This window comes from Faecalibacterium taiwanense (assembly GCF_036632915.2).
In the GTDB taxonomy this organism is placed as follows: domain Bacteria; phylum Bacillota; class Clostridia; order Oscillospirales; family Ruminococcaceae; genus Faecalibacterium; species Faecalibacterium taiwanense.
Genome location: NZ_CP155552.1, coordinates 1,148,554 through 1,174,907 on the forward strand (window position 1 = coordinate 1,148,554; position 26,354 = coordinate 1,174,907).

Annotated in this window: 32 protein-coding genes and 1 pseudogene; 25 read left to right on the top strand and 8 right to left on the bottom strand. The window is 54.0% G+C overall.

The window, feature by feature from the left end:
- The first annotated feature begins 41 nt into the window (after nt 1–41).
- The 5 genes from PXT33_RS05805 (at nt 42) to PXT33_RS05825 (ending at nt 4,763) form a co-directional block, all read left to right on the top strand.
- Nucleotides 42–374, top strand: coding sequence for a histidine triad nucleotide-binding protein (locus tag PXT33_RS05805; RefSeq protein WP_332376089.1), 333 nt, complete (start codon nt 42–44; stop codon nt 372–374).
- 26 nt (nt 375–400) lie between these two features.
- A complete protein-coding gene (locus tag PXT33_RS05810; protein WP_005946272.1) occupies nt 401–940 on the top strand; it encodes a phosphoribosyltransferase family protein in 540 nt (179 codons plus the stop codon).
- 69 nt (nt 941–1,009) lie between these two features.
- The gene (locus PXT33_RS05815) at nt 1,010–3,058 is read left to right on the top strand and encodes a ComEC/Rec2 family competence protein (RefSeq protein WP_332376090.1); all 2,049 of its coding nucleotides are present in this window, start codon (nt 1,010–1,012) and stop codon (nt 3,056–3,058) included.
- Between the two features lie 65 nt (nt 3,059–3,123).
- Nucleotides 3,124–4,152 carry a DNA polymerase III subunit delta gene (gene holA / locus PXT33_RS05820; protein ID WP_332376091.1) on the top strand — a complete coding sequence of 343 codons (1,029 nt, stop codon included), beginning with the start codon at nt 3,124–3,126 and terminating at the stop codon, nt 4,150–4,152.
- On the top strand, nt 4,149–4,763 hold the full coding sequence (locus PXT33_RS05825; RefSeq protein WP_097774702.1) for a toprim domain-containing protein: 615 nt from the start codon (nt 4,149–4,151) through the stop codon (nt 4,761–4,763). Before holA ends, PXT33_RS05825 begins: the two co-directional genes overlap by 4 nt.
- A 28-nt stretch (nt 4,764–4,791) precedes the next feature.
- Here the strand turns inward: PXT33_RS05825 and PXT33_RS05830 are convergent, their stop codons facing one another.
- Nucleotides 4,792–5,493 (bottom strand): sigma-70 family RNA polymerase sigma factor, encoded by a 702-nt coding sequence (locus tag PXT33_RS05830; protein WP_332376092.1) that lies wholly within the window; start codon nt 5,491–5,493, stop codon nt 4,792–4,794.
- 132 nt (nt 5,494–5,625) lie between these two features.
- Nucleotides 5,626–6,105, bottom strand: coding sequence for a recombinase family protein (locus PXT33_RS05835; protein ID WP_405002399.1), 480 nt, complete (start codon nt 6,103–6,105; stop codon nt 5,626–5,628).
- A gap of 69 nt (nt 6,106–6,174) precedes the next feature.
- Between PXT33_RS05835 and PXT33_RS05840 the strand changes: the two are divergent.
- Both PXT33_RS05840 and PXT33_RS05845 read left to right on the top strand, forming a co-directional pair.
- Nucleotides 6,175–6,783: pseudogene (locus PXT33_RS05840) on the top strand (replication initiator protein A); the annotation flags it as partial.
- A 221-nt stretch (nt 6,784–7,004) separates the two neighbouring features.
- Nucleotides 7,005–7,181, top strand: coding sequence for an IS3 family transposase (locus PXT33_RS05845; protein WP_405002400.1), 177 nt, complete (start codon nt 7,005–7,007; stop codon nt 7,179–7,181).
- 193 nt (nt 7,182–7,374) lie between these two features.
- Here the strand turns inward: PXT33_RS05845 and PXT33_RS05850 are convergent, their stop codons facing one another.
- Together PXT33_RS05850 and PXT33_RS05855 are read right to left on the bottom strand one after the other, a co-directional pair.
- On the bottom strand, nt 7,375–8,760 hold the full coding sequence (locus tag PXT33_RS05850) for a glycosyl hydrolase family 28 protein (protein WP_249253956.1): 1,386 nt from the start codon (nt 8,758–8,760) through the stop codon (nt 7,375–7,377).
- A 53-nt stretch (nt 8,761–8,813) separates the two neighbouring features.
- Nucleotides 8,814–9,131, bottom strand: coding sequence for a hypothetical protein (locus PXT33_RS05855; RefSeq protein WP_298638451.1), 318 nt, complete (start codon nt 9,129–9,131; stop codon nt 8,814–8,816).
- Between the two features lie 206 nt (nt 9,132–9,337).
- Between PXT33_RS05855 and PXT33_RS05860 the strand changes: the two genes are divergently transcribed.
- The 13 genes from PXT33_RS05860 to PXT33_RS05920 all read left to right on the top strand — a co-directional run bounded on the left by PXT33_RS05860 (nt 9,338) and on the right by PXT33_RS05920 (nt 17,138).
- Nucleotides 9,338–9,502, top strand: coding sequence for a hypothetical protein (locus PXT33_RS05860; RefSeq protein WP_332376094.1), 165 nt, complete (start codon nt 9,338–9,340; stop codon nt 9,500–9,502).
- Nucleotides 9,503–9,604: 102 nt separating this feature from the next.
- A complete protein-coding gene (locus PXT33_RS05865; RefSeq protein WP_097771470.1) occupies nt 9,605–10,243 on the top strand; it encodes a YitT family protein in 639 nt (212 codons plus the stop codon).
- Between the two features lie 234 nt (nt 10,244–10,477).
- Nucleotides 10,478–11,005 carry an isochorismatase family protein gene (locus PXT33_RS05870; RefSeq protein WP_055191168.1) on the top strand — a complete coding sequence of 176 codons (528 nt, stop codon included), beginning with the start codon at nt 10,478–10,480 and terminating at the stop codon, nt 11,003–11,005.
- Nucleotides 11,006–11,015: 10 nt separating this feature from the next.
- A complete protein-coding gene (locus PXT33_RS05875) occupies nt 11,016–11,543 on the top strand; it encodes an O-acetyl-ADP-ribose deacetylase (protein ID WP_291017539.1) in 528 nt (175 codons plus the stop codon).
- An 84-nt stretch (nt 11,544–11,627) separates the two neighbouring features.
- Nucleotides 11,628–12,293, top strand: a complete 666-nt coding sequence (gene sfsA, locus PXT33_RS05880) for a DNA/RNA nuclease SfsA (RefSeq protein ID WP_291017542.1) — start codon at nt 11,628–11,630, stop codon at nt 12,291–12,293.
- Nucleotides 12,294–12,371: 78 nt separating this feature from the next.
- Nucleotides 12,372–13,097, top strand: coding sequence for a MerR family transcriptional regulator (locus tag PXT33_RS05885; protein WP_332376095.1), 726 nt, complete (start codon nt 12,372–12,374; stop codon nt 13,095–13,097).
- A 105-nt stretch (nt 13,098–13,202) separates the two neighbouring features.
- Nucleotides 13,203–13,580: a desulfoferrodoxin family protein gene (locus PXT33_RS05890; protein WP_291017549.1), complete on the top strand. Its 378-nt coding sequence runs from the start codon at nt 13,203–13,205 to the stop codon at nt 13,578–13,580.
- Nucleotides 13,581–14,041: 461 nt separating this feature from the next.
- Nucleotides 14,042–14,257, top strand: a complete 216-nt coding sequence (locus PXT33_RS05895) for a helix-turn-helix domain-containing protein (RefSeq protein WP_217210226.1) — start codon at nt 14,042–14,044, stop codon at nt 14,255–14,257.
- Between the two features lie 86 nt (nt 14,258–14,343).
- On the top strand, nt 14,344–14,805 hold the full coding sequence (locus PXT33_RS05900; RefSeq protein WP_332376096.1) for a DUF523 domain-containing protein: 462 nt from the start codon (nt 14,344–14,346) through the stop codon (nt 14,803–14,805).
- Nucleotides 14,790–15,566 (top strand): HAD family hydrolase, encoded by a 777-nt coding sequence (locus PXT33_RS05905; RefSeq protein ID WP_332376097.1) that lies wholly within the window; start codon nt 14,790–14,792, stop codon nt 15,564–15,566. Before PXT33_RS05900 ends, PXT33_RS05905 begins: the two co-directional genes overlap by 16 nt.
- Nucleotides 15,567–15,623: 57 nt before the next feature.
- Complete coding sequence (locus tag PXT33_RS05910; RefSeq protein WP_332376098.1) at nt 15,624–16,073, top strand: low molecular weight protein-tyrosine-phosphatase; 450 nt, start codon at nt 15,624–15,626, stop codon at nt 16,071–16,073.
- Nucleotides 16,074–16,085: 12 nt separating this feature from the next.
- Nucleotides 16,086–16,673 carry a pentapeptide repeat-containing protein gene (locus PXT33_RS05915; RefSeq protein WP_055185765.1) on the top strand — a complete coding sequence of 196 codons (588 nt, stop codon included), beginning with the start codon at nt 16,086–16,088 and terminating at the stop codon, nt 16,671–16,673.
- Nucleotides 16,674–16,685: 12 nt separating this feature from the next.
- A complete protein-coding gene (locus tag PXT33_RS05920; protein ID WP_298638437.1) occupies nt 16,686–17,138 on the top strand; it encodes an aminoacyl-tRNA hydrolase in 453 nt (150 codons plus the stop codon).
- 80 nt (nt 17,139–17,218) lie between these two features.
- On the opposite strand, the gene PXT33_RS05925 is transcribed toward PXT33_RS05920, so the two are convergent.
- The 4 genes from PXT33_RS05925 to PXT33_RS05940 all read right to left on the bottom strand — a co-directional run bounded on the left by PXT33_RS05925 (nt 17,219) and on the right by PXT33_RS05940 (nt 20,236).
- Nucleotides 17,219–17,509 (bottom strand): alpha/beta hydrolase, encoded by a 291-nt coding sequence (locus PXT33_RS05925; protein WP_332376676.1) that lies wholly within the window; start codon nt 17,507–17,509, stop codon nt 17,219–17,221.
- 89 nt (nt 17,510–17,598) lie between these two features.
- A complete protein-coding gene (locus PXT33_RS05930) occupies nt 17,599–18,084 on the bottom strand; it encodes a DUF5131 family protein (RefSeq protein ID WP_298638435.1) in 486 nt (161 codons plus the stop codon).
- A 156-nt stretch (nt 18,085–18,240) separates the two neighbouring features.
- Nucleotides 18,241–19,350, bottom strand: a complete 1,110-nt coding sequence (locus PXT33_RS05935; RefSeq protein WP_173012859.1) for a phosphotransferase enzyme family protein — start codon at nt 19,348–19,350, stop codon at nt 18,241–18,243.
- Nucleotides 19,351–19,369: 19 nt separating this feature from the next.
- Entirely contained in the window at nt 19,370–20,236 is an 867-nt protein-coding gene (locus PXT33_RS05940; protein ID WP_005946244.1) for an AraC family transcriptional regulator, read from the bottom strand.
- Nucleotides 20,237–20,651: 415 nt separating this feature from the next.
- Between PXT33_RS05940 and PXT33_RS05945 the strand changes: the two genes are divergently transcribed.
- The 5 genes from PXT33_RS05945 (at nt 20,652) to gnpA (ending at nt 26,305) form a co-directional block, all read left to right on the top strand.
- Entirely contained in the window at nt 20,652–22,025 is a 1,374-nt protein-coding gene (locus PXT33_RS05945) for a carbohydrate ABC transporter substrate-binding protein (RefSeq protein WP_332376099.1), read from the top strand.
- An 87-nt stretch (nt 22,026–22,112) separates the two neighbouring features.
- Nucleotides 22,113–22,997 carry a carbohydrate ABC transporter permease gene (locus PXT33_RS05950; protein ID WP_005926926.1) on the top strand — a complete coding sequence of 295 codons (885 nt, stop codon included), beginning with the start codon at nt 22,113–22,115 and terminating at the stop codon, nt 22,995–22,997.
- A 12-nt stretch (nt 22,998–23,009) separates the two neighbouring features.
- On the top strand, nt 23,010–23,906 hold the full coding sequence (locus tag PXT33_RS05955; protein ID WP_291016282.1) for a carbohydrate ABC transporter permease: 897 nt from the start codon (nt 23,010–23,012) through the stop codon (nt 23,904–23,906).
- Nucleotides 23,907–23,917: 11 nt separating this feature from the next.
- Nucleotides 23,918–24,106, top strand: coding sequence for a DUF6903 family protein (locus PXT33_RS05960; protein ID WP_005946255.1), 189 nt, complete (start codon nt 23,918–23,920; stop codon nt 24,104–24,106).
- A gap of 39 nt (nt 24,107–24,145) precedes the next feature.
- Nucleotides 24,146–26,305 carry a 1,3-beta-galactosyl-N-acetylhexosamine phosphorylase gene (gene gnpA / locus PXT33_RS05965; protein WP_097782073.1) on the top strand — a complete coding sequence of 720 codons (2,160 nt, stop codon included), beginning with the start codon at nt 24,146–24,148 and terminating at the stop codon, nt 26,303–26,305.
- Nucleotides 26,306–26,354 lie beyond the last annotated feature (49 nt).

Sequence of the window (26,354 nt, forward strand, 5' to 3'; positions counted from 1 at the left end):
GGCGGGGACGTTTATAAAATATCAGGAAGGAGTTGTTTCCCATGGAAGATTGTCTGTTCTGTATGATCGCGGAGGGGAAAATCCCCTCCAAGAAGCTGTACGAGGACGAGCAGGTGGTGGCGTTTTACGACATCAACCCGCAGGCCAAGGTGCACTTTCTGGTGGTGCCCCAAAAGCACATTGTCTCTGCCGCTGCGCTGACCGAAGAGGACGGCGCACTGCTGGGCCATATCTTTGCAGTGATCGCAAAGCTGGCTGCGGAGCAGGGCCTGAACAACGGCTACCGCGTCATCTCCAATGTTGGCGAGGACGCAGGCCAGACCGTGAAACATCTGCATTTCCATGTTCTGGGCGGCGAAAAGCTGCCTGTCTGATTCCAATAAAAAGGGAGCGTTGAATTATGGCTGAGACCTATACTCTGCACGTTGCAGGCCTGACCCGTGAGCTGACCATCTGCAAGGTGAATGACCACATGGACATTGCTGCTTTTATCATGCTGGGTGATGCCGAGCTGACCGTGGCTGCTGCCGCTGAACTGCTGAAGAAGTGCCCGGATTTTGATATCCTGCTGACCGCCGAGGCCAAGGGCATCCCTCTGGCACACGAGATGAGCCGCCAGAGCGGCAAGCCCTACGTCTGCGCACGCAAGGGCGAAAAGCTGTATATGACCGACCCCGTGGTGGTGGAGGATCAGTCCATTACCACCGCAGGTAAGCAGAAGCTGGTCATCGACCGCAAGGAACTGGACAAGATGAGCGGCAAGCGCGTTCTGGTGGTGGACGATGTCATTTCCACTGGCGGTTCGCTCAAGGCTCTGGATGCGCTGGCTGAGCAGACCCAGTGCACCATTGTGGGCCAGGCCGCTGTTCTGGCCGAGGGCGATGCAGCTGAGCGCAAGGATATCATCTTCCTGGAGCCGCTGCCTCTGTTCTTCCACTAAGCTGCAATGCGACGCCCGCTCTGCGTTTTCTGCGCTGGAATGCTGGGTGTGGAGTTAGTGTACGCTTTTTTGCCGCAAACGAAACTTTTTGTGCCGTTTGCGGCATTTTTTGTTGCCGTTTGTCTGGTGCTGTGCATCTTTGATGCTGCCCGCAAAGCAGCGCTCTGCATCCTGCTGGGTGCTGCTGTGGGTATGGCATCGGTGCTGCACACGGCAAACCGGCTGGAGCGCATCCGTGTGCAATATGCAGGCCGTCCGCTGGTGCTGACCGCAGAGGTGGAAAGCACGGCGGATTCCTACGATCCCGGTATCGTGGATGCGGTTTTGCATGTAGAGAAAGTGAACGGCAGCGCGGAATCCTTCCGGGTGGAGTGCAGTGCTTTGCCGGAGTGCAAAGCCGGGGAAAGGGTGCAGGGAAGATTTATACTGTCGGCCCCGGCATCCGGAAGCCGGGTCGGCCTGTATGCGGACGGCATCGCTCTGCAGGCGGAAATGGACGAGGACGGGTCGGAGCTTACGGTTCTGGGCGAAAGCGGCAGCTTCCGCGCCCGCACCCACCGCCTGCAGCAAAGGCTCAGTGCGTCGCTGCGCCGCCGTATGGACGGCAAGACCGGCGGTGTGCTGGCTGCCATGACGACCGGCGACCGGAGTTATCTGTCTTCGGCCATGCGCAGCGCCTACCGGGGCGCGGGTCTTGCCCATGTGCTGGTAGTAAGCGGAATGCATGTGTCCATTTTGTGCGGTGATATCCTCAGCACACTCCTGCCCTACGAGTGGGAGCAGAGCTACCGCAGGCGCAGATGCCGGGCGGTATTCCGAAGTCTGCTGGCCTTTTTGCTGATGGGCGTGACCGGCTTCACACCCTCGGTATGCCGCGCCGCAGTGGCGGTCTGGGTCGGTGCACTGGGTGTGTGGCTGTACGGCCCGCCGGATACCCTTACCTCTCTGGCGGTGGCAGGTATCGTTATGACCGCAGGCAACAGCTATGCAGTGTGCGATATCGGCTTTGAACTTTCGTTTGCGGCGGTGGTGGGCACGGTGGCAGGCGGTGTGTGCATCCGCCGCGCCCGGGATGCGTGGTACCGCCAGTTCTGGAAAAACGCGAAAAATCCGGTGAAGCGCCCATGGTATTTCAAACTGCCGGAACGTCTTTGGGGCCTTGCGGAAAGCATTTGTATCTCGTTTTGTGCTTCGGTGGCCACATTCCCGGTGCTGGTGCTGCGCGGGCTGAGTGTGAGCATTTATGCGGTGGCATCCAGTGTGGCGGTGCTGTGGCTCATCCAGCCCATGATGCTGCTGGGCCTTGGCACGGCCTTTGCCGGCCTGGTACCCGCTCTTGCTCCGCTGTATGGGGTGCTGTCCGCAGCGTCTGCGGCGTTGACCGGCCTGCTCGACCGCTGGGCCGTCTGGATCTCTGCAAAACCGGGCGCGGGAATCTACTTCGATACGGCCTATGCAGCCATCGTGTGTCTGGTGCTGATCCTGTTGTGCTGGCTGGCGTTCCACTGGCGGGTACGGCTGCGGGTGGCAGGGCCATGCATCCTGCTGGCGGCAGCTGTTTCCATCGGGCTGGGCAATGCTCTCAGCCGGGATGTGGTGCACATCGACCTTGTAGGCAGCGCCAACGCGCCGGCAGTGGTCGTCACCCAGAACGATACCGCCGTGGTGCTGTTCCGGGGCGGAGCTTCTGCCCAGAACGCAGTGGAAAACCAGCTTGCCCGGCGGGGCGTGCAGACTGTGGAGCTTGTGGCAGACCTGCGCACAAACCCTAAAACGGCCTGTACACTGGAAGCAGAGCGGACACTTCTGGCAGCAGAAATGGCGGTGAACACAGCACAAAAGCTGCGGTGCACACCGGCTCTGGTGGAAATGCTGCGCACCCGGAATGGCTGTCTTGTGCGGCTGACTGTGGGCAACCGGCAGTTTGCCGTGGTCAATGGAACTGTAGAACTGGCAAAACAGGTCACAGTGCAGTGGCTGATGGCCTCCCCTGCAAAGCCGGATGCTGTGCAGTATAAAAATGTTCTGGCCCTGCGCAGCTATGACTGGATGGACAACAGAAAAGAACTGGCGGCATCCATCAGCCTGCGGCGGCACGGCGGGCTGAAAACGGAGTGATGCTTTGCAATCCGGGCAGAGTGTGGTACAATAGAACAACACCATAAGAGAAGGGAGGTGCCTGCATGGCGACCGAGACAAAACTCCGGCAGTTGGCGGACAAGGGCTGCCCGGTCTACTATTTTTATTCCAGTGAGCGGTATCTGGTGCGGCAGGCGGTCACGGCCATCACCCGCATCCTGACCGCAGACAGCGACGAGGATGCCACGGCTCTGGATGGAGCTGCGCCGGAGATCGAACAGCTCATCATGGCGGCGGGCACCATCTCATTTTTTGGTACCCGGCGTGTGGTGGTGCTGCCGGAGATCGACCCTGCAGCTTACAGTGACAAGGATCTGGAAGAGTTGAACAGCACCCTTTCCAGTCTGGAAAATGCTGTGGTGGTGCTGGGCAGCGTGTTTGAACTGGAGCGCAGCAAGCTCAAAACAGGCAAGCGCGCACAGAAGCTGATCGCGCAGTGCAAGGCGCTTGGCTACACCGAAGAATTGGCTAAGCCCAAGCCCTTTGAACTGAAAATGATGATGATCGATCGCGCAAAGGAGCAGAAAACCACCCTGCCGGACGGCGCAGCGGCGGCGCTGCTGGAGCGCTGCGGCGAGGATCCGTTCCTTTTGGAAAATGAGGTGGACAAGCTCTGTGCATTGTCCGGGTATCAGACGGTCACGGCAGCGATGGTGGCGGAAATGGGCACGGTCAGTCTGGAAGCAGACGTGTTCGAGATGATCCGCATGATCACGGCCAAAAACGCCACAGGTGCCTGCAAAAAGCTGCAGACTTTGCTGCGCCTGCAGCAGGAGCCCATTGCCATTACAGCGGCCATGATCGGCAGCTATGTGGATCTGTACCGGGTCAAGCTGGGGGCAGCAAAACGGAAAAATTACAGCACGGTATTCAAGGATTTTGGCTATAAGGGCAGTGATTACCGGCTCAAGCGGTCGGCCGAAACAGCCTCGCATTACACGCTGGGCCAGATCGAAAACTGTATGCAGGTGCTGCTGGAACTGGACCAGAGCCTGAAAAGCCAGCCTACCGATGACCAGATCCTGCTGGAAACAGCGCTGTGCCGGTTGGCAATGGCGGGGAGCGGACGATGAAGGAAAACGAAATGATCCATACAGGCCGGGTGCTCATTGTGGAGGGCAAGTACGATGCGGCCCGGCTCTCCCATCTGACCGATGCCATGATCCTGCTGACGGATGGCTTTGGCATTTACAGCGACAAAAAGCGCCAGCAGCTGTTCAAAGCGCTGGCGCAGAAAAACGGCCTGATCCTGCTCACGGATTCGGACGCAGCAGGCTTCCGCATCCGCACCTACATCACCAATCTGGTGGGAGAAAAGAATGTGGTGCAGGCTTACGTGCCCGCGATCCACGGCAAGGAAAAGCGCAAGGAACAGCCCGGCAAGGAGGGCCTGCTGGGGGTCGAGGGCGTGGACGATGCCATTGTTCTACAGGCGCTGCGGGATGCCCTTGGCGCTGAGGCGGGTGCCGCAGCGGCCCGCCCGGAAGGACGGCAGATCACCTATACCGACCTCTACGAGTGGGGGCTTTCCGGCAGGCCGGGCAGCGCCGAGCGCAAGGCAAAGCTTCTGAACGCGCTGGGCCTGCCGCCGCGTCTTTCCAAAAAGGAGCTGGTGGAAGCGCTGAATCGACTGTATACTTTTGAACAATTGGACGAACTGCAGTTGAAAATTCTGGATAGCTGACTGCATGGCGCAGGGGTGAGCACACCGTTCACCTCTGCGCTTTTTTTGTGCCCGGAACATCCCACCGCTGGCGCAGAAGTTCCAGCGCATGAGTTTCCAGACGGGAAACATAGCTGCGGCTGATGTCCAGCAGTTTTGCAGTTTCCAGCTGGGTCAGCGGCGGCTGGCCGGAAAGACCATACCGCAGCAGAATGATCTGTCGCTCCCTGGCGGGCAGGCCGTCCAGCAGCTGCCGCATCCGGCGGATATCGTCCTGCGTTTCGCAGGTGTCCTCCATGCAGAAGCTGTCCTGCAGCACATCGGCCAGCGTCAGCGCAGAGTCACCATCTGATTCCAGCGCTTCCTGCAGCGAGACGGTCCCGCCGGTTTTGCGGTTCCGGCGGAACTGCATCCGGATCTCATTTTCAATGCATCGGCTGGCGTAGGTGGAAAAGCGTGCCCGACGGTCAGAGTCGAAAGTATCCACTGCTTTCATCAGGCCGATGGTGCCGATGGAAATAAGGTCGTCCTGATCGCCGGGCAGGGCGTAGTATTTTTTTACGATGTGTGCCACCAGACGCAGATTGTGCCGGATCAGTTTTTCCCGTGCGGCAGGGTCACCGGCACGCAGTGCGGAAAAGGCTTCGGTTTCCTCCCGGGCAGAGAGGGGCCGCGGAAAGCTGCCGCTTTCCAGATGAAGCGCCAGAACCAGAAACTTTGTGGCAAAAAATTTCAGAAGAGATAAAAACATGCCGACCCCTCCCCATAGTATCATAAACGGTTACTGTAATTTATGAAGGAGGGCTTGCCTTTTTTCCGGACTCCGGGGCGAACAGTTCTGCCTCATTGTCCACAAAATACTGATAGGCGTCCTTGTCTGCAATCAGGTAGACAGGATTCTGCAAAATCGACCTGATGGAAAACCAGGTGAACGAACGCCCGGTTTTGTTTTGATGCCCAGCCGTCCCAGTTCTTCAATCAGGCTGGAAAAGTCGCTGATGTTGCGGCTGATGCGGTCCAAACGGTAGACCACGATGGCCTTGAATTTCCGGTCCTTGGCCGCAGTCATCATCTTTTTGAAATCTGGGCGGTTCAGGTTGCCGCCGGAAAAGCCCTCGTCCTCAAAGACAACGGCATGTTCCGCGGCAGCATCGCCGTAGTGAGTGCGGATATATTCGCGGCAGAGGTCGATCTGATTTCCGATACTTTCGCCCTTGCCGGTATAGCGGGACTTGCGGGAATAGATGGCAATGGTGTCGGCAGTTTTGGCCATGAGATACTCCTTTCCTGTTGTCCGGTGGCCGTAGATGCGGCTATTGTAGCATGGCAGGCCATCTTTGTAAAGAAAAATAACGATAGTCATACATATTTCATCATACTACGAACGGAGGTGTCAAGGATGTGACAAGGCAGAACAAGCGAGGAAGTCAGGATGTTTGACTATTTCTATGGGCAGTCGGGCGAGATGTTCTCGTATTTCCGGGTGCCCAAAATTTTATTCCGGGACATAAAATTCAAGGACCTGTCCACTGATGCCAAAACGCTGTACGGCATCCTGTTGGACCGCATGGGGCTGTCGGTGAAAAACGGATGGCTGGATGAGCAGGGAAGGGTGTATATCATTTTTCCTGTGCAGGAAGTGATGGATGCACTGGGCTGCGCAGACAACAAGGCAACCAAACTGTTCCGGGAATTGGAAAAGTTTGGTCTGATTGAGCGCAAACGGCGCGGGCTGGGAAAACCCAATCTGATTTACGTCAAAAACTTTGCAGACCCGCGTTTCCGGAATCGTGAAAAGAACGGTTCCGGTGCCGCGGATTCAGCGCAGCAGGAAACGGCAAAATCACGAGGAAATAAGACTGAGTGGAATAAAACCGAGGGGAGTGAACCTGATCCTTTCTCTTCCGACGCGGAGGACGAATCGGATGAGCGCACACGGCTGGAAGCGTATTTTATGCAGTCGTTGGAGGTGGACTTGCTGCTCCGGGCCTGCCCGGATGAGGAGGACACCATCCATCAAATCGTGAATCTTCTGGTGGATAGGTAACCTGAGCTGTTTTCAACTGCCAATGCAAATCTTATTCGGTATGCCCGAAGATCGTCGCAAATGTATTCCTTCAATGGTAACAATCATGGAGATTAGTGTTTATCTGGAGATTACCAAAGGATAAATACCAGCACGCATTCTACCGCAGTGAACTTCAGAAACACGGAATCATTCAATCCATGTCCAGAAAAGGTAACTGCTATGACAACTGTATTATGGAGACCTTCTTTGGTAGATTGAAAAATGAAATGTTCTATGGTTTTGAGAAAGATTATCCTTCCTTTGAAGCATTCTCCAAAGCTATTGTTGATTATATCGACTATTACAATAACAGCAGGATTCAAGCGAAAACAAAATGGATGCCTCCTCTAAATTCAGGGAAGCATCCATGATGGAAGCTTAATTATTCAATTTTGAACCGGTGTCCAGAAAACCGGGTACATATCATTTCATAGAAAGCTCTTTTGCATTTTCACAGTCCAGCTGTAAATATTTTTTTCCGTCTTTTTGGAAAAGCATGCTGCTTTGTTCCATAAATACCCTCCTTGCTGCAAGTAATAAAACCATCTCTATATGGTGATATTCTCAGAATTTCATCTGTCTGCATATTCTGGCACCATTGACATAAATGTCATTTGCCAGTTCTGTAACAAGCCGCATATCCTGCCAGGTTTCACACTTATTCCCCATAAAAGTAATGTTATCAAAATGGACATCATGGACACGTACTTCTTCTGTCGGTGTCTGATACCCCCGGATCATGGAGACCGGGATATCTCCGTTCAGCACCTGGATATTATCAAAATAGATATCATTAATCTCTCCTTTGGCAAGCTGTTCCGTATATCTGCAGAGCAGAACCTTAATATCGAACAGTTTCTGTTCTGCCTGCTCTACTCTGATATTTTTATAATGTATATCATGAACATGGCCGCCATCTGCCTGATGGATGGAAAGCGCCGCACCACCCATGTTTCCTTCATACTGGCAGTGTATAATATCACAATCCTCAAATACTAGGTCGTGGATTTCGCTCTGGAGGGCATAACCAAGCTCTATGGCATTACCGGGTTCTGCATTCCAGATCACGTTATTGTGAACACGCACTTTTGTTACGTCACGTACCGTTGACGGATCTTCAAACAATCTTTGGGATTTGATGCAGATACTGTCGTCTGTGGAACGGATAAAGCAATTTTTTACCTCTACGTCCTGGCTGCTCGTAATATCAATACCGTCTCCCGTTACAATCCTCGACATAATATTCATATCATCAATCACAACATGGTCACACGCCGCAGGAACTACATGCCAGGAAGGACCGTCTACAGCAGTAAAGCCTTTTAAGAGTACATTATTACACCACTTGGCATAGATAAAGAAACGGTCTGCATTACTGTCCGGCAGATGCCAGCAGGCTCCGTTGATAATTCCGTTTCCTACAATGGAAATATTGTCACAATGGTCTGCGTATACACAACCTGATACAACAGCACCTTCCTCTATGTAAACCGTATCATTGGACTTTAAGGTAAGAACTCCTACATTATATACCTTGCCCTTTTCAAAGCAGATGGTGGTATCTGCCGGCTTCTCAATCCTGTGCGAGCAAAGCACAAACAATGCATCATGAAGACCACCATCTGTCTCTACAGTAAACTTTCTCGGTTCATCAAGATGGATATGGACTGTTTCTCCTTTTACAAAAGGAACTATGCCAAAGCTGGACGGACGGATTTCAAGTTTTTCATATGGTGTATGGATTGAAATCTCCAGATCATACGCTTCGTTATCTACTACTACAACATAGTCAAACGAATCTGTATGGTATACCACACGCTCTGTTCCATTGCAGGTAACACTGTATTTTGTTGATTTTTCCAATTCATCTACAGATTTTAAAATAAATCTCGGTTCCTTGACCGGGTCCGGATTAGGATAATAAATCAAATCATTTTCAAAATCCTTCATATCTCTTTTCTCCTCGCTCCATCATAAATACTTATGATTCATACTGCCTATAATCAATTACCAGAGCTATTATTTAATTCTTCGTTAATCTCTTTGAGAATCTGGTCACCACCCTGATTCTTCCAGTTTTCAACAAAAGTATCAAATTCGCTGATATCTGCTTTTCCTATAATAATCTTTGCAAATGTTTCTTCTTCCATTTTTTTCAGGTTAGCCCATTTTGCCTGCATGGTTTCTGTCTGACCGCTATATGCATTGTAAACCGGTATATATTTATCATTTAATATAAGTATATTCTTTCTGTCTCGAAATGGCAATACTTTCTTAGACAACAAGAGCGGAGCCCTTTGCAAGGCCCCGCTCTTATTCATAGAGAAAACCACAAGCTATGCTTGTGGAAGAAAAGAGCCGTAGCGTCGAAACGGTAGAAAAAGAACCTCCTTTTGCTATAATTAGAAGCGGGTAACGCCAACCGCATAGGGCCTTTGGTTCGGCCTACTTTTTGGAGCTGGGCCTCTCGTGCCAGCAGCTCGAACAGAATATCCCGGCCCTCTTCACCGACCCCGCGTGCGGCCATGTGCTGCGGGCGAAAGGTTTCGTACAGGACGAGAACGGCTGGGTGGAGCTGAACGCCACCGCCGACGGCCTGACGGCAAACGCTATCCCCAAGGGGCAGAAAGTGCTCATCGTGATCGGGGAGAGGCTGGAGAAAGAACGGATTGAGGTGAGATTAAAGGGGTAAGGCGGATCCCCCGTATATCGTTGTATCTTTCCATAAATAGTTTGTCTCCCGCCCAAAGTAGGCGTATAATAGGGGAAAAGAAACGCTAAAGGAGAATCCCCTATGAACGGCACCGCATTGCGCAAACCGACTGCCCGGCGGGTGGTGGGCATGGTGGCGGGCATCGTCATCATCGCCCTTGGCATTGCGCTTTTCAAGCAGTCCCACCTCGGCAACGACTCCATCAGCGCCCTGAACATGCGGCTGGCGGAGCTGCTCGGCATCTCGCTGGGCACCCAGAACCTGTGCACGAACATCCTGTTTTTCCTGCTGGAATTCTGGTTCGGGCGCAAGTACATCGGCCTTGGCACCTTCGTCAACGGCATCTGCATCGGGTACATCGTCACGGCGTTCTATGACCCCATTCACGCCCACTTCGGCGACGCGCCGTCGCTGGCGGTGCAGTTGGCGTGGGTCATCGCGGCGGTGCTGGTCACGGCGCTGGGCGCTTCGCTCTACCAGACCGCCGACCTCGGCATCGCACCCTACGATTACCTTTCCCTCGGTCTGCGGGACTACACACCCTGCCCGTACTTCGGGTGCCGCATCTTCACCGATGCGCTCAGCGCCCTGCTGTGCTGGCTGCTGGGTGGCCTTGTGGGCCTTGGCACCTTGATCTGTGCGTTCTGCCTTGGACCCTTCATCCAGTTCTTCGATCGGACGTTCTCCCAGAAGGTGCTGCAATACAAACCGAACAATTGAGAAACCCCGCGGCGTCAAATCATACGCTGCGGGGGTCTTTTTTATTGCTGCCGTTAAGCAGAAAGAAAATGAAGGAGATTTATCTTTCAAAACCGCCTGTGGATTGCTGCGGCGATGGGGAGCCATAACAAACCCATCAGACAGGCTTTGGAAGAAGTAAATTTTTCGAATCTGCTTGTAGAAAACGGCGGTCTATGGTAGCATGAAATCAAAGAAAAACAGGAGGGCTTACACATGGTTTTACTGGTTGTGGATACACAGAAAGGTATCGTGGATGAACGCCTGTATGCGTTTGAAAAGTTTGTCAGCAACATCAGGAAACTAATCCGGACTGCCCGCGAACAGGGAATTGAGGTCGTCTATGTCCAGCATGACGATGGGCCCGGCACCGGTTTCTCCATCGGGGACGATGAATTCGAGGTCTATTCCGGGTTTGCGCCACTGCTGACTGAAAAACGGTTCGTCAAAACCGTATGCAGTGCGTTCAAAAAAGAAAGCGGTCTGCTGGAATATCTGACGGAAAAGGGCGAAAAAGATGTGATGGTCTGCGGCATTATGACCGACTTCTGCATCAATGCAACGGTGGAGGCGGGCTTTGAGCATGGCCTGCACATGATCGTTCCTGCCTATGCAAATTCCACGCAGGACAACGAGTACATGACAGGGGAGCAGAGCTACCACTATTACAATGAGTTCCTCTGGCCGGACCGCTATGCCGATTGTGTGCCCATGGACAAGGCGCTGGAGCTGCTCAAAAAGTGAGGTGTTTACAATGATTTCTGAAAAAGTAAAAAATCAGATTCAAGTGGTGCAGGGTGATATTACCAAACTGGACTGTGACGGCATCGTGAATGCAGCCAACCGCAGCCTGTTGGGTGGCGGCGGTGTGGACGGTGCCATCCACCGGGCAGCAGGGCCGGAACTGTTGGCGGAGTGCCGCACGCTGCACGGCTGCCGCACCGGAGAAGCAAAAATCACTAAGGGCTACCGGTTGAAAGCAAAGTATATCATTCATACAGTAGGGCCGATTTATCCCGGCACAGCAGAGGATGCCGCGCAGCTGGCGGACTGCTACCGCAATTCGCTGGACCTTGCCAAAGAGCATGACGTCCACAGCATTGCGTTCCCGGCAATTTCGACCGGTGTGTATGGCTACCCGCTGGAGGATGCCACAGCGATTGCAGTTAAAACGGTGGCGCAGTGGCTGGAAGATCATGCGGATTACGCCATGCAGGTGATTTTCTGCTGCTTTGATGCCCGGACGGAGCGGGTGTATCAGGCAAGAACTCTGCAACAGTGAAAGCGGCAGGATGGTCGTGGAACTGTATCTTGGTAAACAGGATGGGCATGGCTCCCGAATCCTGTACTGAAAATGGAGTAAAGATTGAAATACAGAGAAATCGCAGATGGCATTTTTGTTGACCGTCCCAACCGCTTTATTGCCCATGTGGGAGTGAATGGAGCAGTGGAAACCGTCCATGTCAAGAACACCGGGCGGTGCAAGGAACTGCTACTGCCCGGTACGGCAGTTCGGCTGGAAGTGTCGGATAACCCGAAACGCAAAACAAAATACGACCTTGTGGCGGTACACAAGCAGGGCCTCGGCTGGGTCAATATGGACAGTCAGGCACCCAATAAGGTGGTAGGGGAGTGGCTTGCAAAACAGGGCTACGACTATATCAAGCCGGAATTCACCTATGGGAAGTCCCGCATCGACTTTTATATGGAAAAGGGCGAGCAAAAGTATCTGATGGAAGTCAAAGGCTGCACACTGGAAGTGGACGGTATCGGCTATTTCCCGGATGCACCTACCGAGCGCGGTGTGAAGCACCTGCACGAGCTGGCACAGGCACAACGGAAGGGATATCAATGCGCAGTGGCTTTCGTGATTCAGATGGAAGGCATCATTGAGGTGCGGCCAAATGTCAGCACACAGCCGGAGTTTGGCACGGCACTGGCCGAAGCAAAGGCCGCAGGTGTGCGGGTGCTGTTTCTGCTCTGCCGTGTGGGGCGTGACAGCTTGGAAATCGTGGAGCAGAGGGAAGGCTGAAAAATTTTTCAGAAAACCTCTTGACCCTGACGCAGCGTCATAGCGTATACTGTGGCTGTCGCAAGGGAGGACAGCAAGATGATGACAGTGAACGAAGTGAGCAAGCGGACCGGAGTGAGCATCCGGACCCTGCAATATTACGATAAAATCGGTCTGCTGCGTGCGGCGGGCCGTACCGAAGCAGGCTATCGGCTGTATGACGATGCCGCGCTGGAACGTTTGCAGCAGATCTTATTGTTCCGGGAACTGGAATTTCCGCTGAAGGACATCCGGAAAATCGTGGAGAATCCTGCTTTTGACCGGCAGAAAGCACTGGAACAGCAGATCACACTTCTGACATTGAAAAAGCAGCATCTTGAAAATCTGATCGGCCTTGCGCAGAAAATTCGATCCACAGGAGGAATGGTTATGGACTTAACCGCATTTGATACGCAGAAGATCAAGAAGTATACCGAGCAGGCCAAAAAGGAATGGGGCGAAACGCCGGAATACAAAGAGTTTGAGGAAAAAACTGCCCATAAGACCGAGAAAGAGGTCAAGGACATGAGCAGTCAACTGATGGACATCGTGGCGGCATTCGGCGGGATGCAGAGCAAAGACCCGGCGGACTCTGAAGTGCAGGCACAGGTGAAGAAGCTGCAGGAGTTTATCACAGAGCACTACTATAACTGTTCCAAGGTGATCCTGAATCAGCTGGGGCAGATGTATGGGGCAGGCGGAGCGTTTACGGAAAACATCAATGCTGCCGGCGGTGCCGGTGCCGCAGAATTTGCGCAGAAAGCCATTGAGATTTATTGCAAGTGAGCCCAAAAACGCTTTGCGTGATTCAGTTACAGAAATCATAACTAGGAAATGTTATCATATAGACACAAGAAACACACCGATAACATTCCGATGGAGGATTTCGATATGAAGGAAAAGTTTTACATCTGCAATCACTGTGGCAACCTCGTCACTACCATCCATAACGCAGGCGTTCCGCTGGTCTGTTGCGGGGAGAAAATGAAAGAGCTGGTTCCCAATACGGTGGAAGCCAGCGGCGAGAAGCATCTGCCGGTGGCAGAGCTTTCTGGCAGTCGTCTCACGGTCACAGTGGGCGCGGTGGAGCACCCCATGGCGGATGTTCACTATATTCAGTGGATTTTTGTGGAGACTGAGAACAGCGGGCAGATCCGCTATCTGAATCCGGGGCAGGCTCCCAACGCGGTGTTTGAACTGGGAAGTGAAAAGCCGGTGGCTGTTTACGCATACTGCAATCTGCATGGGCTCTGGATGACGAAACTCTGATACAATCAATGCAAACGGGGAGTGATTTGATGTCACTCCCTGTTTTTTGATGAGAACTTTATGCGGTTCTTTTGGTTCGGAACTGTGTATAAATGGGATGGATAAAATGAGTAGGCACACTATATGCGTTTGTTAAACGCTAACAGCGTTCAATTTTTTGCGTTGAATCGTGAAAATGAGACCTGTGAAAAACGTAGAAAATTTGATATGTTTGCGCTGCAAACTAAGGCATATTGATGTTTTTGAAACGAGTTTATAGTGAAATATGTGTAATTCGAGTGCAGATATTCATTCTTGTGAGTTTGTTGTGTGAATTTGTCACGTTCCGCCGCAAAAAAGGACTTGACGGAAAAAATACTCTGTGGTAATTTATGAGCAAATTCGCTTTTGTGAAATAAAGTCGAATTTGAATCCGCGATTTGCGGAAAAAGAAGGGGATTACACAGGAACAGCTGAGTATAATGCTGAATATTAGTGCGAACCATCTTGCAAAAGTTGAAACGGGAAGCCGCTGCTGCTCGATTGAGTTGCTGCAGGATCTTTCGTCCTGCCTGAATGTCAGAACGGACTATCTGCTGAACGGAGATGCACCGCATAACAACCATCTGAGGGAAAGACTGACGTTTCTTGCACAGGAATTAGAAAAGATTACGGCGGACCTCCCGGTATGGGGATAGGAAAAAGCAAAATCCTCTTTTTCAATGCCCAAAAGCGTGGTAGAATAGGTAAAAGATTCAGTATCTGAAAAACGGAGCGCGCAACAATGAAGATTCTGGTCAGCGCCTGCCTGCTGGGCGAAAACTGCAAATACAGCGGCGGAAACAATTACAATCAGGCGGTTTGCGATTTTGCGCGGGGGCATCAGGTGGTTCCGGTCTGCCCGGAGGTGCTGGGCGGCCTGCCCACACCGCGGTGCCCGGCGGAAATCGCGCAGGGCGTTGTCACGAACAAGGAGGGCATCAATGTGGACCGGGAGTTCCGGGCGGGCGCAGCCAAGGCCCTTGCCATCGCAAAAGAAAATGGGGTGGAGCTTGCCATCCTGCAATCCCGCAGCCCCAGCTGCGGCGTGAAGGAAATCTACGACGGAACGTTTTCCGGGACAAAGATTCCCGGACAGGGTGTTTTTGCCAAGATGCTGATGGACGAAGGCATCCGTGTTCTGGATGCCGGGGAATTGCCTAAAATTATCTTGAAAAATGAGGACGGAAAATGTCAATCAAACTGATTTGCAGCGATATTGACGGTACGCTGCTGCAATACGGCAAAAAGGAACTGGAAGACGAGATCTTTGAGCAGATACGGGAGCTGCATCGGCGCGGCATTCTGTTTTGCCCGGCATCCGGTCGGCAGTATACCAGCCTGCGCAAGCTCTTTGCACCGGTGGCAGACTGCTGTGTGTTTCTTTGTGAGAACGGCGGCGTGATCTATAAGGACGAACAGTGCATCGCCAAGAACCCGATGCCCCGTGCGCTGGCCGAAGAAATTGCCAACGACCTGTGGACCCGCAGCGACGGGCAGGGCGAAGTGATGCTCTCCGGTCAGAATACCGCCTACCTGATGGAGCGGGGCATGGGAATGCTCCAGCGCATCCAGTTCATCGGGAACAATTATCAAATCATCCATGACCCTTCCGAGGTGCCGGAGGAGATCACAAAAGTATCGGTGTATCTGCACGAAGGCGTAGAATCTTACACGGAACGGTTTGTCCCACGATGGAAAGAGGCGAACTGCGCTGTGGCAGGGCCGTACTGGATCGACACCACCTTTGCCAACAAGGGCATCGGTGTGCGCAGCATCTGCAAGACTCTGGACATCGCCCTTGCCGATGTGATGGCTTTTGGCGACAATTATAACGATGCGTCGATGCTGGACATTGTGGGTGTGCCCTACATTATGGATGGTGCCGCCGCACCGCTGCGGGAAAAGTACCCGAACCATACACTCCGCCCGGAGGATGTGCTGCGGGAGTTCTTGAAGCAGAACTGAATTTTGCACGCATGTGTGCAAAATTCAAAATGATACGATATAAGGAAATATTTTGACATGACGAAAGTGCTTTTCATCTGCCATGGCAACATTTGCCGCAGCCCAATGGCCGAGTTTGTGATGAAAGATCTGGTGGACAAAGCCGGACTTTCCGACCAGTTTGAAATCGCATCCGCCGCCACCAGCACCGAGGAGATCGGCAACCCGGTCTATCCGCCCGCCCGGCGGAAGCTGGCCGAGCACGGCATCTCCTGCGAGGGTAAAACCGCCCGGCAGATGACCCGGCGTGATTACGAAACCTACGATTATCTGATCGCCATGGATTACAACAACCTGCGCAATATGGCGCGCTTTGTGGGCGGCGACCCGGAGCATAAAGTGTCTCTGCTGATGGATCATACCCGTCGCCCCGGCGATGTGGCCGACCCGTGGTATACCGGGGATTTTGAGGCTACCTGGCAGGATGTGCTGGAAGGCTGCACGGCTCTGCTGGAAGAACTGCGCTGACAGGAGAATTTTATGACAGAGCGTTATTGTGAAGGTGAACGGTTTGCTGACCTGTCGTTCACCGAGGAGACTTTTGAGGACTGCGACTTTACCGACTGCGTGTTTGTGGATTGCTCCTTTACCAAATGCGAACTGGATCATACCACGCTGAACGAGTGCAAATTCGTGCGGTGTGAGATCACAGGTCTGCGCAGCACCCATTCTTCGGTGCAGTCGCTGGATTTTGAGGACTGCCGTTTGCAGGAAATCGAGTGGGCACCGCTGATGTCCAACGGTGCCTTCCCGGACCCTATCCACACGCTGAAAGAGTGCAGTCTGAAATATAACACCTTCACCGAAATGAACTTTAACCGCTTCGACTTTTCGGACGGCAACGAAATTGTCGGCTCCATGTTTGCCAAATGCGAGATGCAGCTGGCGAATTTCAAGGGTGTAGAACTTCACGAAACGGAGTTCTACCAGTGTGATCTGCGCAAGGCGGATTTCCGGGATGCTACAGGCTATAAAGTGGACATTCTGGGCAGCCGCCTGAAGGATGCGAAATTTTCGCTGCCGGAAGCGGTGAATCTGTTGGCAGATTTGAAGATCAAGCTGTCGTAAGAAGGAGAGAAAATGCGTCAACTCATCATTGCCCGAAAAGACCTGCAGATGTCTCCCGGTAAGCTGGCGGCGCAGTGCTGCCACGCTTCGCTGGCATTCCTCACCGACCCCATCGGCATGGGACAGGGCGTGGAACCCATCGAGAAAGACGGAGAAATTACCGGCTATCGGGCAGAAATCATGTTGGAGAAAGCAACCTATGAAGAATGGTTCGATGGCTCTTTTACCAAAACTATCTGCGGGGCAAAGAGCCGCAATCAGCTGCTGAAAGCAAAAACCATTGCCGAAGAACTGGGGCTTGTGGAAAACAAAGACTTCTTCCTTATCCGGGATGCCTGCCACACCGAGCTGGAACCGGAAGAATTTGATGAAAACGGAGAAGGCATGACCCTGACCTGCATCGGCTTCCGCCCGCTGCCGGATGAAATTGCACACCAGATCAGTTATAAATTTCATTTGTATTGATTCCTGATTTACGGAATACGAAAGAAAGTCCCGGCCATTCTCCTGTGATTTGCAGGAAAATGGCCGGGATAGTTTGCTTTTTATTGAAGATTCATCCATGCCGCCGGCTCGTCCGCCGTCTGCTGTTGTTGTTCCTCGGCAGAGATGGTGGGTGTGCCATCGCCCTTCTGCGCACCGTAACTGCCGAACCCGGCGTGACAGCCGCCGTCAATGACCGTTTCGGTAGTGTCCTGCGGAAGATTTATGCGGTCGGCTTCGTACTTTTCGCGGTTCAGTACGCCGTCCTCGCTGCCGTAGGCGGCATAGACCCGCAGGCCGCTGTCGGTCAGGTCTGCGTGGTAGTAGTCGCTGACGTAAATGCCGAATGCGATTCAGACGGCCAGCAAAACAGCCAGCAGGCAGAGGAACACTCTGAGGGGAAACGATTTTTTCTTCTGGTTCTTCATAGAACTCCTTTATTTTATAAGCATTTTCCGCAATCGCTGCAGCCGTTGCAGATCAACTTGCTGCCGCAGGTCTCGCAGTTTGCGCGGAAATGAGGCACATAGAGATCTTCCTGCGGGATGGGGTAACCCCAGTCGTCCACGAGGTCAAAATGAATGGGCCTGCCCTGAAAATTCATGCCGGATTTACAGGCCATTCGGCTTTGCAGCTGCTTGTTTGGCAGGTGGTAGCGCCTGCCGTCCTTGATGAACACGGTGCCGGTCTCGATAAAGCAGAAGGTCACGTTGGCATCCACGCATTCCTGCCGGAGAGACTTGACCCAATCAAAATTGCAGGGGCGGGCACCATCATAGTTTTCGCCGCCGCAGATGACCTGCTCGATCTGCCCGGCGGTAAGGTACTGCCGGATGCTTACTGGTCCGATGAAGGGCGCGCACATGATGCCCTTGTGCTTGAAGGGCAGGTCAAACAGAATTTTGTCAGGGCTGAAAAGGGCTTTCATGATTTGCTGCAGCGCATCATGTCCTCGACGCTCCCAGCGTCCTCAAAGGACGATTTGATGGGTGTGTAGGGATAAGCTGTAAAAAGAAGCATGGACGCCCCCGAAAAGGAGAGCGTCCATGCTTCTTGCTGTATCCGAATGGAGGAGATTGCGAAATCAGTGATTGTCCGGGCAGACGATTTCCAGCATCTGATCGAAAACCTCTTCCATCTGCCGCACCAGTGTGAACTGGGTGCGGGCGCGGTCGAGGTTGTGATCCGGGCGAGCAATATGGAAATAATGGTCGCCCTCCAGATAGTCGGTCAGAAAACGGATGCCGCATTCCAGTGTCATGAGCCTTGCACCCCATGCAAGGCTCTTTTTTTCTGCCATGCTCATGGATGCCCCGGCAGTGGAGAGATACCCTTTGGCGAACACTTCGTACAGATGCAGGTCAAAATGGACTTTGCTCTGGTCAGGTTCGTCCTCGGCGCAGTCGTTGGCACCGGTGCGGATGGAATCGCCGAAGTCGTAGGCCGAAAGCCCCGGCATCACGGTGTCGAGGTCAATGACGCAGATGCCTTTTCCGGTAGCGGCATCGATGAGGACATTGTTGATCTTGGTGTCATTGTGGGTGACGCGCAGAGGAATTTCGCCAGCTGCCAGCTGATCCAGCAGGACATGGCAGTCCTGCTCCCTCGCATGGATAAATTCGATTTCCGGCGCAATGTTCTTTGCGCGGCCCAGTGCATCGGCGGCGAGGGCTTTTTCAAAATTGGCATAGCGGTTGGGCGTGTCGTGGAAGCGGGCGATGGTTTCGTGGAGGGTGGAGGCCGGATAATCCTCCAGCTGGTTCTGGAATTTGCCCAGTGTCTCGGCCACGGTGCGGAAGTCGGTTTCGCTGCCGACCTGCTGCAAACAGATGGTATCTTCTACAAAGTCGTAGGCACGCCATGCGCCGCCGTCTGCATCCAGATAGCAAGTCGACCCCGACAAAGTTGGGATGACGTTCAGCGTTTCCCGTGCTGGGTCGCCGCCCTCGGCAAGAATTTTCGCCCGCAGATGCCGGGTCACGCCGCAGACATTCTCCATCAGGCCCACCGGGTTAGTAAAGGTATCTGTGTTGATGCGCTGCAAAATAAAGCGTTTGGAATGATCTTCCCGCCAGACCACAAAGGTGTCGTTGATATGCCCCTCACCATAGTGGTGAGCATCGCAGAGCACAGGCCCGCCAAAATCAAAGGCATTTGCAGCAGACTGGAGCAAAGAAAGGGTAACGGATTTCATCATAAATTCCTCGTTTTCGTTATACTTCATGCCGTTTTGTCGGGGCGGGGCGTTTTCCCTGCCGCGTCTGACGGCGGTATTCGTTGGGGGTCATGCCCTCCGCCTTGCGGAAGCACTGGGAGAAATAGCTGGGGGAGGAAAAGCCCATCAGCTCGCTGATCTGCGCCAGACTGTAGCTGGTGTTGCCTAGCATATGCTTGCTCTCCTCAATGCGGCGGCGGTTCAGGTAAGTAATGGGGGAAATGCCGTACTCCCGCTGGAAGGTGTGGGCCAGATAGTATTTGTTCAGGTGGGCAAGCTCTGCCAGCAGGTCCAGCGAGATATCCTCGCGGTAGTTGGTGTCCAGATACCGCTTGATCTCGGCGCACTCCCGGTTCTCGGTCGGGGCAGCCTCCTCCAGCTGCAGCGAAATGGTGGTGCAGCGCACTAGCCAGATCAGCAGTACCTCCAGCAGGTCCTGACAAACGGTCTCGCAGCCGTCTAAGCTGCGGTCGGCCTCGGCCAGCAGCATGTGCAGCAACGTGACCATCCGCTCCCGGTTCTCCCGGCAATTGAAGATGGCGTAGTTCGTATCCGCCTTGCTGAACAAAAACTCCATGCTGGCAACGCCCAGCACGATATACTCCAAGGGCGAGGCGTTCAGGCTAAGCTCGGTATGCTCCACCTGCGGGTTCACAATGACCATATCGTCCGGCTTTACCGGGAACAGCTGCCCGGCAAGGTAGAACTGTCCCTCGCCGCTGAGGCAGTAGAACAGCTCCGTGCAGGAGTGGGTGTGGGTGGTACTGTTCCAATCGCCGCCAAATTTGCTTTTGCTGATGTACAGCAGCCGGAAGGATTCCCGCGGAGCGGGCGCGTGGCGGATATCAAAGCGCTGGGTACTCATAGATGATCGGCTCCTTCGGGAAACGCAAATTTTCTAAAAATAAACGCAACATTCTAAAAACACTATCAAAAAATGGTGCGTTGTTTCGTGCACTTTACCCTCATTATAGAGGGAACATACAAAAAAAGCAAGCCCTGATTTTAGGCTAATTTTTATATTTTTGTTTCTCAAGTCCCTTCGAAATATGTCAAAATAGTTACAGGCTGGGGATTATGCTGAAACTTTTAAAAGATTTTTAGCACTTTTGCTGGAAGAATTTTTCAGAAAGCAACATCTATAAAAAATGAAACAACAAACCTCTTGAGCAAGGAAGCGAAAGAATTTATATTGGAGGCAGAAAAACACACAGTCCTTCGGGCAAAGCCTGTTTGCCCGGCTGTGTTTGAACGGAACAAAATGATGGAGGCAACACAGTATGAATCGTATTTCTCGTCGTAATTTCCTGAAGGCGGCCGGCGTTGGCGCCGCTGCACTGGGTCTGGCTGCCTGCGGCGGCTCTTCCAGCTCCACCGCATCCAGCGTGGCATCCTCCACCGCCGCTTCTTCCGCAGCGGCGGCTGCAGACGTTACCATCAAGGTAGCCGCCATCGAGACCGGCTACGGCGCTGATATGTGGAAGAAGGTCGCCGAGGCCTTTACCGCACAGACCGGCATCAAGGTGGACCTGACCACCGACAAAAAGCTGGAGGACGTCATCGGCCCCTCCATGCAGGGCGGCGACTACCCCGACGTTGTCCATCTGGCTACCGGCCGTGAAGCTGCTCTGACCGAGCAGTTCATCAAGGGCAACCTGATCGCCGACATCACCGATGTGCTGAGCATGACCGTGCCCGGCGAGAGCAAAAAGGTGAGCGAGAAGATCGCCGGCGGCTTTACCGACACTTCCCTGACCAACCCCTACGGCGACGGCAAAACCTATCTGGCGCCCATGTTCTACAGCCCCTGCGGCCTGTTCTACAACGCCGGTTTCCTGAAGGAAAAGGGCTGGGACGTGCCCAAGACCTGGGACGAGATGTGGACACTGGGCGACAAGGCTGCCGCTGAGGGCACCTACCTGTTCACCTACCCCACCACCGGCTACTTCGACGCCTTCTTCTATGCGCTGATGTACGCCGCAGGTGGCCCCGACTTCTTCAACAAGGCTACCCACTACGAAGAAGGCATCTGGGACACCCCCGAGGCAAAGACCTGCTTTGATATCGTGGCAAAGCTGGCTTCCTACACCAACCCCATCACCCCCGCACAGGCCAACGATCAGGACTTTACCCAGAACCAGCAGCTGGTGCTGGACAACAAGGCCCTGTTCATGCCCAACGGCACCTGGATCGTGGGCGAGATGGCCGAGGCTCCCCGGGCAGACGGCTTTGAGTGGGGCATGACCGCCCTGCCCGCTGTCAAGGCCGGCGGCGATGGTTACAGCTACACCTGGTTCGAGCAGGCATGGATCCCCGCCGGTGCCGAGCATCAGGATGCCGCCAAGCAGTTCGTGGCTTACCTGTACAGCGACGAAGCCTGCAAGCTGTTTGCCGAGAGCGGCGCTATCCAGCCTGTGCTGGGCATCGCCGACAGTCTGGAAGGCGACAACAAGATGTTCTACTCCATCTACGACAACGGCGCAAAGGCCGCCATGGGCAACTTTGCAGCCTTCAGTGCCATCCCCGGCGTGGAAGTGCGCACCGTGTTCTTCGACCCTGTCAACTCTCTGGTGTCCGGCAGCATGACCGAGCAGCAGTGGATCGACGGCATCAAGTCCGCCAGCGACCAGATGCGCGCCAACATCATCGAGTAATTAAGCCCTGCCCAGCGGGGGCGGTTTTTACCGCCTCCGCTTTTTTGGGCTGTACAGTACCATCAAGAAAGGAGCGGTCAATCCCCTATGAGAACGGATAAAAGCCGCAAACGGTTCGTATTCCTCTGTGTGGCACCGGCTACCATCCTGTTTTTCCTCTTTATGATCCTGCCCACCCTCAACGTGTTCCGCATGAGTTTGTATGAGCGGGGTGCCTATTCTCCCAACGAGACCTTTGTGGGGCTTAAAAACTTCCAGCATCTGCTGCGGGACGCCCAGTTCATCCGCTCCATGCAGAATATGATCCTGCTGGTGGTAACGGTCACCCTGATCACCTTCGCCTTTGCACTGGTATTTGCCGCCATCCTCACCCGGGAGAAGATCAAAGGACAGAACTTTTTCCGCATCATCTTCTATATCCCCAACATCCTGTCGGTGGTCGTCATCTCCGGCATCTTCTCTGCCATCTATAAGCCGGAAAACGGCATGCTGAACAGCATCATCGGTCTGTTCCGCAACATGAGCGACCCCATTTTGTGGAAGGGTGAAAAGCTGGTCATTCCCTCCATCATCATTGCCATGGTGTGGCAGGCCATCGGCTACTACATGGTCATGTATATGGCCTCCATGTCTGCCGTGCCCATCAGCCTGTACGAGAGCGCCAATCTGGACGGTGCCGGGCGGCTGACCCAGTTCTTCCAGATCACCATCCCCCTCATCTGGACGAATATCCGCACCACTTTGACCTTCTTCATCATCTCCACCATCAACATGGCCTTCCTCTTCGTCAAGGCCATGACAAGCGGCGGCCCCAACGGCGCATCGGATGTGGCGCTAAGCTATATGTACAGCCAGAAGGACGCCGGTCTTTACGGTTACAGCATGGCCATCGGCGTGGTAATCTTCCTGTTCTCGTTTGCCCTGTCCGCCTGTGTCAACAAGGTCACCAACCGCGATACGCTGGAATTTTAAGGAGGGAAGAAGATGCAGAATACCACCGAAAAATCTTCCCGCTCTGCGGAAGGTCTGTACAAGTTTTTCATCTATTTTGTGCTGGTTCTGCTGGCCGTTACCATCATCGTGCCGGTGGCATGGGTGTTCATGGCCTCCATCAAGCAGAATGCAGAGTTCTACGGCAACCCGTGGGCACTGCCCGCCGGGTTCTACTGGCAGAACTTTGTCAACGCATGGAACGGCGCGAAAATGGGCGAATATATGCTCAACTCGGTCATCGTCACCGCGCTGGCGCTGGCGCTGCTGCTGGTCGTTGCCCTGCCCGCCGCCTACTGCCTGTCCCGCTTTCACTTCAAGGGGTGCAAGGTGCTGAACACCCTGTTCATGGCGGGCTTGTTCATCAACGTGAACTATATCGTGGTGCCCATCTTCCTGATGCTGCGGGACGGCGATGTGTGGCTGAAAGGCCATTTCGGCAGCGGCTTTCTGCTGAACAATCTGGTGGTGCTGGCGGTGGTGTACGCCGCCACCGCGCTGCCCTTTACCATCTACCTGCTGTCGGGCTACTTTGCCACCCTGCCCCACGATTTTGAGGAGGCCGCCTACATCGACGGTGCAAGCTACTTTTCCACCATGACCCGCATCATCTTCCCCATGGCAAAGCCCTCCATCATCACCATTATCCTGTTCAACTTCCTGTCCTTCTGGAACGAGTATATCATCTCCATGACCCTGATGAGCTCCACCAAGGCACCCCGCACCCTGCCGGTCGGTCTTTTGAACCTGATGCAGGCGCAGCAGAGCGCCGCCCAGTACGGCACGATGTATGCAGGTCTTGTGCTGGTAATGCTGCCCACCCTGATTTTGTACATCTGCGTGCAGCGGCAGCTGACGCAGGGCATGACCGTGGGCGGCCTGAAAGGTTAAGGTGACAAACGATGAAAGCATACTGGAAAAACCATCCCGCCCTGCGCATGGTCCTGATGCTGGTGCTGTTCGTGCTGGCACTGGTGCTGGTGGTGTCCGGCTGGAAAATGACCGGACAGCTGGCAGGGCTTGGCATCATGCTGGTGGGCGTAGCGCTGCTGCTGGCTGTGCTGGCGCTGTATAACGCCGCCTACGATTGATCCCCTACGATTCAAAGAGAGGCAAAAGGAGAGTTTCCCATGGATGAAATAAGAAAGACCGGGCGCGTGACCATTCCCACAGACCTGGACGTTGTGCCCGAAACGCTGGAGATCTTAAAAAAGTGGGGTGCTGATGCCATCCGCGACTGCGACGGCACCGACTTCCCGCAACAGCTCAAGAATGCGGACGCCAAGATCTACTCCACCTACTATACCACCCGCAAGGACAACGCATGGGCAAAGGCAAACCCGGACGAGGTACAGCAGTGCTACATCATGACCGGCTTTTACACCGCCCCCGGCGACACCGTGACCATCCCGCTGATGAAGGGCATCAGCCCGGAGCTGATGCAGGTGAACACCAACGACGACATCACCCGCTGGTGGGAGGTCATGGATCGAACCACCGGTCAGCCCGTGCCGCCGGAGCAGTGGAGTTACGCCGACGGCAGTGTGACCGTACAGGCCGTACCGTTCCATGAGTATACCGTCAGTTTTCTGGCTTACCTCATCTGGGACCCGGTGCATATGTACAACGCTACCACCAACGGCTGGACGAATTTTGAGCACCAGATCACCTTTGACGTGCGTCAGCCCAAGACCCACAAGTATTCCATGGAGCGCCTGCGCAAGTTCATTGCAGAGCACCCCTATGTAAACGTCATCCGCTACACCACCTTCTTCCACCAGTTCACCCTGATCTTCGACGAGCTGAAGCGGGAGAAGTTCGTGGACTGGTATGGATACTCTGCTTCGGTCAGCCCTTATATCCTCAACCAGTTTGAGCAGGAAGTGGGCTACAAGTTCCGCCCGGAGTACATCATCGATCAGGGCTACTACAACAACCAGTATCGGGTGCCCAGCAAGGAATTTCGGGATTTTCAGGCCTTCCAGCGCCGCGAGGTGGCAAAGCTTGCCAAGGAGATGGTGGATATCACCCACGCGTGCGGGTGCGAAGCCATGATGTTCCTCGGCGATCACTGGATCGGCACCGAACCTTTCATGCCGGAGTTCAAGACCATCGGACTGGATGCCGTAGTGGGCAGCGTGGGCAACGGCTCCACCCTGCGCCTGATCTCTGACATTGAGGGCGTGAAGTACACCGAGGGCCGTTTCCTGCCGTACTTCTTCCCCGACACCTTCCACGAGGGCGGCGACCCGGTGCGGGAAGCCAAGGAGAACTGGGTTACAGCCCGCCGCGCTATCCTGCGCAAGCCCATCGACCGCATCGGCTATGGCGGCTATCTGAAACTGGCCTTGCAGTTCCCGGAGTTCGTGGACTACGTGGAGAGCGTCTGCAACGAGTTCCGCGAACTGTACGAGAACATCAAGGGCACCACACCCTACTGTGTCAAGCGGGTGGCCGTGCTGAACTGTTGGGGTAAAATGCGGGCTTGGGGCTGTCACATGGTGCATCACGCCCTCTATTACAAGCAGAACTATAGCTATGCCGGTGTCATTGAGATGCTGTCCGGTGCGCCCTTTGATGTGAAGTTTATCAGCTTTGAGGATATCAAGAACGACCCGCATCTGCTGGATTCGTTGGATGTCATTATCAATGTCGGCGATGCCGACACCGCACACACCGGCGGCATCTGGTGGGAAGATCCGGAGATCTCCTCCGCTATCCGCAAGTTCGTCTGGAACGGCGGCGGCTTTATCGGCGTGGGTGAGCCTTCCGGTCACCCGTATCAGGGGCACATTTTCCAACTTGCCACTGTGTTGGGCGTGGAGGAGGAAAACGGCTTCACCCTGAACTACGACAAATACAACTGGGAGGAGCACCCGGACCACTTTATCTTGCAGGACGCCGACCAACCCGTGGACTTTGGCGAGGGCAAGAGGAATATTTATGCGCTGGAAGGCACCGAAGTGCTGGTGCAGCGAAACAAAGAAGTGCAGATGGCGGCACACGACTTCGGCAAGGGTCGTGCCGTGTACATCAGCGGTGTGCCTTACAGTTTTGCCAACAGCCGTACCCTTTACCGCGCTATCCTGTGGAGTGCCCACAGCGAGGAGGAGCTGCATACATGGTTCAGCTCCAACTACAACGTGGAGGTGCACGCCTACGTCAAAAACGGCAAGTACTGCGTGGTGAACAACACCTACGAGCCGCAGGACACCACCGTTTACACCACAGACGGCAGCAGCTTTGCTCTGCATCTGGATGCCAACGAGATCAAGTGGTATGAGATCTAAGTTCTCCTTTTCATAAACGAACACAACGGGCAGCTCTGTTATCAGAGCC